3 protein-coding genes are annotated in these 6,905 nt (G+C 73.0%); 1 reads left to right on the top strand and 2 read right to left on the bottom strand.

Translation table 11 applies throughout. The features are described 5' to 3' along the window. Positions 1-356: 356 nt before the first annotated feature. Entirely contained in the window at positions 357-3,932 is a 3,576-nt protein-coding gene (mfd, locus tag AC3EUV_RS30465) for a transcription-repair coupling factor (protein WP_435604321.1), read from the bottom strand. Positions 3,933-4,140: 208 nt separating this feature from the next. Here mfd and AC3EUV_RS30460 point away from each other — a divergent pair, with 208 nt between their 5' ends. After that, positions 4,141-5,832: an MFS transporter gene (locus AC3EUV_RS30460; protein ID WP_435604320.1), complete on the top strand. Its 1,692-nt coding sequence runs from the start codon at positions 4,141-4,143 to the stop codon at positions 5,830-5,832. A 43-nt stretch (positions 5,833-5,875) separates the two neighbouring features. Here AC3EUV_RS30460 and AC3EUV_RS30455 read toward each other — a convergent pair whose 3' ends face one another. Beyond that, positions 5,876-6,880, bottom strand: coding sequence for a coiled-coil domain-containing protein (locus AC3EUV_RS30455; protein ID WP_435604319.1), 1,005 nt, complete (start codon positions 6,878-6,880; stop codon positions 5,876-5,878). Between the last annotated feature and the right edge of the window lie 25 nt (positions 6,881-6,905).

Here is a 6,905-nt window from a genome sequence, read left to right as displayed (position 1 = left end):
CTTTTTTCCTTTCCCCCCCCCCCCCCCCCCCCCTCCGGCCCCACACCCTCCCGCCGTTGAGTGACCCCACCCCGGTGGGGGTGAAGGAAAGACAAAGACCAGTAGCCCGGCCCGCACCCCGATGCGCCCGAACTACTGGTCTTTCACAATTCCCCCCACCGGACGGAGGCCTCCATCCATACGGGAGGGGGCGGGCCTCCGGGGCCTGTGTTGTGGACGTAAAGCGAAGCAGTCCACAACACAGGCCCCGGAGGCCCGAACCCGGCACCCAGCAGAGCGGCCCCCGCCCAAACAACACCCCCGCCGAAGGCGAAAAACGGGGCACGGCGGCGCCACCCGCAACGTGGGAAGCGGGGCTAAGAGCCCAAAATGGTGGAGAGGAACTCTCCTGTCCACGCGAGCAGCTCGCGTCCAACAACTGGCTTGCCGCCGATCTTTGCCGTCGTGGGCCGCGGAACAAGAATTTGCTGCGTGGCCGGCTTGAGGACCGTACGGGGGTGGAGCCGCTTGAGGCGCAGTTCCTGGGACTCGCGCAACTCCACGGGGCCGAAGCGGATGTTGGAGCCCTGGAGGGTGATGTCGGCGACGCCGCAGGCGCGGGCGAGCATCCGGAGGCCGGCGACCAGCAGGAGGTTCTCGACGGGTTCGGGCAGCTTGCCGTAGCGGTCGGTGAGTTCCTCGCGGACGGCCGCGATGTCCTCCTCCGAGGAGGCGGAGGCGATGGCGCGGTACGCCTGGAGGCGCAGCCGCTCGCCGGGGGCGTAGTCGTGCGGGACATGCGCGTCCACCGGGAGTTCGATCTTGACCTCCAGGGGCGGCTCCTCCTCGACGCCGCCTTCGAGGGAGGCCCGGTAGTCGGCGACCGCCTCGCCGACCATACGGACGTAGAGGTCGAAGCCGACGCCGGCGATATGGCCGGACTGCTCGCCGCCGAGCAGATTGCCGGCGCCGCGGATCTCCAGGTCCTTCATGGCGACGTACATACCGGCGCCCATCTCGGTGTGCTGGGCGATGGTCGCCAGCCGCTCGTGGGCGGTCTCGGTGAGCGGCTTCTCCGGCGGGTAGAGGAAGTAGGCGTAGCCGCGCTCGCGGCCGCGGCCGACCCGGCCGCGCAGCTGGTGGAGCTGGGAGAGGCCGAAGTTGTCGCCGCGCTCGACGATCAGGGTGTTGGCGTTGGAGATGTCGATGCCGGATTCGACGATCGTCGTCGAGACCAGGACGTCGAACTTCTTCTCCCAGAAGTCGACGACCACCTGCTCCAGTTGGGACTCGCCCATCTGGCCGTGGGCGGTCTGGATACGCGCCTCGGGGACGATCTCGCGGAGCCGGGCGGCGGCCTTGTCGATGGACTCCACCCGGTTGTGGATGTAGAAGACCTGGCCCTCGCGCAGGAGTTCACGGCGGATGGCGGCGCCGATCTGCTTCTGCTCGTAGGGGCCGACGAAGGTGAGGACCGGGTGGCGCTCCTCGGGGGGCGTGGTGATCGTCGACATCTCGCGGATGCCGGTGACCGCCATCTCCAGGGTGCGGGGGATGGGGGTGGCGGACATGGTGAGGACGTCGACGTTGGCGCGGAGCTTCTTCAGCTGCTCTTTGTGCTCGACGCCGAACCGCTGTTCCTCGTCGACGATGACCAGGCCCAGGTCCTTGAACTTGGTCTCGGAGGAGAAGAGGCGGTGGGTGCCGATGACCAGGTCGACGGAGCCCTCGCGCAGCCCTTCGAGGACGGTCTTGGCCTCGGTGTCGGTCTGGAAGCGGGACAGCGCCCGGACGTTGACCGGGAACTGGCCGTAGCGCTCGGTGAAGGTGCCGAAGTGCTGCTGCACGAGGAGGGTGGTCGGCACGAGGACGGCGACCTGCTTGCCGTCCTGGACGGCCTTGAAGGCGGCGCGGACCGCGATCTCGGTCTTGCCGTAGCCGACATCGCCGCAGATCAGCCGGTCCATCGGGACCGACTTCTCCATGTCCTCCTTGACCTCGGCGATGGTGGTGAGCTGGTCGGGCGTCTCCGCGTACGGGAAGGCGTCCTCCAGTTCGCGCTGCCAGGGGGTGTCCGGGCCGAAGGTGTGGCCGGGCGCCGCCATCCGCGCGGAGTAGAGCTTGATGAGGTCGGCGGCGATCTCCTTGACGGCCTTCTTGGCGCGCGCCTTGGTCTTGGTCCAGTCGGCGCCGCCCAGGCGGTGCAGCGTGGGGGCCTCGCCACCGACGTACTTGGTGACCTGCTCCAGCTGGTCGGTGGGGATGTAGAGGCGGTCGCCGGGCTGGCCGCGCTTGGCCGGGGCGTACTCGACGAGGAGGTACTCACGGGTGGCGCCCTGGACCGTGCGCTGCACCATCTCGATGTAGCGGCCCACCCCGTGCTGCTCGTGGACGATGAAGTCGCCGGCTTCCAGGGTGAGCGGGTCGATGGTCTTGCGGCGGCGGGCCGGCATCCGGGCACCGTCCTTGCCGGCCGCCTTCTGGCCGGAGAGGTCGGTCTCGGTGAGGACGGCGAGCCGGAGTGACGGGTCGATGAAGCCGTTGTCGAGGGAGCCGCAGGAGACATGGACGAGGGACGGGGCGATGTCGGCCGGCTCGGCGTCCAGGCGGGCGGGGATGCCCTCGCCTCCGAGGACCTCGACCGTGCGGGCCGCCGGGCCGTGCGCCTCGGTGAGGAAGACCGTGCGCCAGCCGTCCGCGAGCCACTGCTTGGTGTCGGCCAGCGCCCGCTGGGTGTCGCCGCGGTAGCTGTCGGGGGCGTGCATGCCCAGCTTGAGGGTGTCGCCGTCCTCGGCGGCCAGGTCCTCATCGGCGGCGAACGGCGAGACCGACCACCACATCATGCCCAGCTCGCGGGCCCGGTCCCGGACGTCCGCGATGCCCCACAGGGAGGCCGCGCCCACGTCGATCGGGGCCGCTCCCCCGTCCGCCGGCCCGCCGCCCGCGCCGTTCATCGCGGCCGCCGCCCAGGACGCCTGGAGGAACTCCTGGCTGGTGGCCACCAGATCGGCGGCCCGGGTGCGCACCCGCTCCGGGTCGCACACCACGGCCATCGAGCCCTTGGGCAGCACGTCCAGCAGCAGCTCCATGTCGTCCACCAGGACCGGAGCCAGCGACTCCATGCCCTCGACGGCGATCCCCTCGGCGATCTTGCCGAGCAGCTCGCCCAGCTCGGGGTGCTGCTCGGCGAGCGCCGCGGCCCGCTCCCGTACCTCGCCGGTCAGCAGCAGCTCCCGGCACGGCGGCGCCCACAGCCCGTGCTCGGCGACCTCCAGGGACCGCTGGTCGGCGACCTTGAAGTAGCGGATCTCCTCGACGTCGTCGCCCCAGAACTCGACCCGGAGCGGGTGCTCCTCGGTCGGCGGGAAGACGTCCAGGATGCCGCCGCGGACCGCGAACTCACCGCGCTTCTCGACCAGCTCGACGCGGGCGTAGGCGGCCGCCGCCAGGCCGTCGACGATCTCTTCGAGGTCGGCCGTCTGCCCCGTGCGCAGGCTGACGGGCTCCAGCTCGCCCAGGCCCTTGACCTGCGGCTGGAGCACCGAGCGGATGGGGGCGACGACGACGGAGACGGGACCGGCGGTGGGGTCGTCCTCGCGCGGGTGGGCGAGCCGGCGCAGTACCGCGAGGCGCCGGCCGACGGTGTCCGAGCGCGGTGAGAGCCGCTCGTGCGGCAGCGTCTCCCAGGACGGGTACTCCACGACGGAGTTGTCCTCGCCGGCCGGCATCAGGCTGCGCAGTGCGGCGGCGAGGTCCTCGGCCTCCCGGCCGGTGGCGGTCACCGCGAGCACCGGGCGGCCGGACTGCCGGGCGAGCGCGGCGATCGCGAAGGGGCGGGCGGCGGGCGGCCCCACCAGATCCACCCGGGGGCGGTGCCCGTCGGTCGCGGCCTGTACCGCTTCGGCGAGCGCCGGGTCCTTGACGACGACGTCGAGCAGACCAGTCAGGCTCATGAGAAGGTTCCGTCCCAGCGAGGCGAACAACGCAGCAGCCCGACACGTCTCACGGGCCGGGGTTGCCAAGCGTACGCCCGCCCACCGACAGCCCGGGCCGGAAGTCCGGGACGGCACCCCCGCGCCCGGGTGCCGCCTGGATGCGCGGTTCCCCACCCACCGCTCCCATGGAAGGGTGCACCGTACAAGAACTCCCGGAGGGGGCACGGTGAGCGGAAGCACGCGACGTACCGGAGACAGTGGCACGCTGCGGGCACCGGCCCCACCGCCCACGGGCCCGCCGCCGCGCCCCGTCGTGGCCGCCCTGATGCTCGGCATGGCACTCGCCGCGCTCGACTCGACGGTCCTCGCCACCGCCGTCCCCCAGATCGTCGGCGACCTCGGCGGCTTCGCGGTCTTCTCCTGGCTGTTCTCCGGCTATCTGCTGGCCGTCACCGTCACCCTGCCGGTCTACGGCAAGCTCTCCGACACCTTCGGCCGCAAGGCCGTCCTGATCACCGGCATCGTGCTCTTCCTCGTCGGCTCGCTGGCCTGCGCCGGCGCCTGGAACATGGCCTCGCTGATCGCCTTCCGGGTGGTGCAGGGCCTGGGCGGCGGCGCCCTCCAGGGCACCGTCCAGACCATCGCCGCCGACCTCTACCCGATGAAGGAACGCCCCCGGATCCAGGCCCGGCTCTCCAGTGTCTGGGCCACCTCGGCGGTCGCCGGGCCCGCGCTGGGCGGCCTGCTCGCCGCCTACGCGGACTGGCGCTGGATCTTCCTGGTCAATGTGCCGGTGGGCGCGCTCGCCCTCTGGCTGGTCGGGCGGCACTTCACCGAGGCGCAGCGGAGCCGGCCGGGTCCCGGCGCCCGCCCCCGGGTGGACTGGCCCGGCGCGCTGGCGATCTTCGCCTGCGGCGGGCTGCTGCTGACCGCCCTGGTCCAGGGCGGGGTGGCCTGGGCCTGGCTCTCCACCCCGTCCCTGCTGCTGTTCGCCGGCAGCGCGGGGTGCGCGGCGCTCACCGTCCTCATCGAGCGCCGGGCCGCGGAGCCGATCATTCCCGGCTGGGTCTGGCGCCGCCGCACCATCTCCGCCGTGAACCTCGCGCTGGGCGCCCTGGGCCTGCTGATGGTCGCCCCGACGGTGTTCCTGCCCACCTACGCCCAGTCGGTGCTGGGCCTGAGCCCCACCGCGGCCGGTTTCGTGCTGTCGGTGATGGTCCTGAGCTGGCCGGTCTCGGCCGCCCTCAGCAGCCATGTCTACAACCGGCTCGGCATCCGCCGCTGCGCGATGCTCGGCATCGGCGCGGCCGGCCTGGTCCTGCTCGCCTTCCCGCTGCTGCCCTACCCCGGCGCCGCCTGGCAGCCCGCGCTGATCATGCTGGCGCTCGGTGCGGCCCTCGGTCTCTTCCAGCTCCCGCTGATCATCGGCGTCCAGTCCTCCGTCGGCTACCGGGAGCGCGGCACCGCCACCGCCTCCATACTCTTCTGCCGCCAGGTCGGCCAGTCGCTCGGTGCCGCGCTCTTCGGCGCCCTCGCCAACGCCACCCTCAACGACCGCCTCGCGCACGCCCCTTCGGGTATCCGTGCCGGCCTGCCCGGCGACCTCGACGCGGTCTCCCGCGCGCTGGAACACCCCGGCGACCTCACCGCACAGGCCACCGACTACCTCCGCCGCGCCGTCGACACCACCGTCGACCACGTCTACCTCGGCGCCGCCGCGGCCGCCGGACTCGCGCTGCTGGCCCTGCTGCTGGCACCGCGGCACTTCCCGGTGCACCCGGACACCGGCGGTACGGGCGAGAGCGAGGGCAGAGGAACGGGCGACGGCAGGGGCACGGGTGAGGGCGCGGGAACGGGCGACGCGACGGGCACGGCCGAGGGCACAGGCACGGGTGCGGGCGGGCCGGGCGGGGCCTGACCGGAGACCGGCGTCCGGGCGGTGGCGTGGCCGTGGCCGTACGTCAGGCGCCCGTGCCGCCGCCCGGGCGGGGCAGCTGTGTCTCCAGGGTGTCCTCCGCGTCGGGGCCGTCGGCCTCCGGGGCGTCGGCCTCCCGCCCGCCGCCGGGCGTCCCGTCGTCCTCGTCCGGTGCCGGTGCCTTCCCGGTGAGCGCGGCCAGGCTGTTGCGTACATGGGTCATATGGGTGCGGACCTCTTCGCGCTCCGCGTCGTGCTCCCGCAGGATCCGCGCCGTGGTGCGCTCGATGCGCTCCACCTCTGCCTCGGCCTGGGCCAGCAGACCGGCGCCGCGGTCCTCGGCGTCCTCCTGACGGTGCCGGGCGGCCTCCTCGGCCTCGGCGTAGCGCCGCTCGCTGTCGGCGCGGGCGGCCTTCCCGCGGGCGTCCAGCTCCGCCACCAGCCGGTCGGTCTCCGCCTCCCGCTCCGCGATCTCCCGCCCGGCCGCGTCCCACTCGTCGGTCTGCCGCTTCTCCTGGTCGCGCAGCAGCTGCGCGGTCCGCCGGTGCACCTCCGCCAGCTCCGCGGCGGCCTCCTTCCGCAGCTTCCCGGCCTCCTCGGTCGCCACGGTCACCAGCTCAGCGGCCTCTCCCCGCGCCGCCTCCCCGATGCGCCGGGCCCGGGTCTCCGCGTCGCCGCGCCCCGCCTCCGCCGCCTTCTCGGCCGCCTCCCGGACCTCGTCCGCATACACCGCGGCCGCGTCCCGGAGCTCCTCGTCCGCCTGCGTTGCCCCGGCCCGCAGCCGCACCGCCTCGGACTCCGCGGTCGTCAGGATCAGCCGGGCCTCGCTGCCGAGCGACTCGTACGTCTGCGGCGGCAACTGCGCCACCCGCTCTTGCAGTTCGGCGAGTTCGGCCGCCATCTCGTTGGACAGGACCGTGAGCCGCGCGGCGCGCTCCCAGCAGGAGTCGCGGTCGACCGAGAGCCCTTCGACGCGGCGGTCCACGTCCTCCGGCCGGTAGCCACGCCCTCGTACGGTCTCGAACCCGTGAGGCGAAACCGATGCACTCATCCTCAAGCCCCTCTCCGCCGCGGCC

This window comes from Streptomyces sp. bgisy130, from assembly GCF_057708345.1.
Note: the sequence above shows the minus strand (reverse complement) of the source record. Positions and strands in the feature narration are given on the sequence as shown.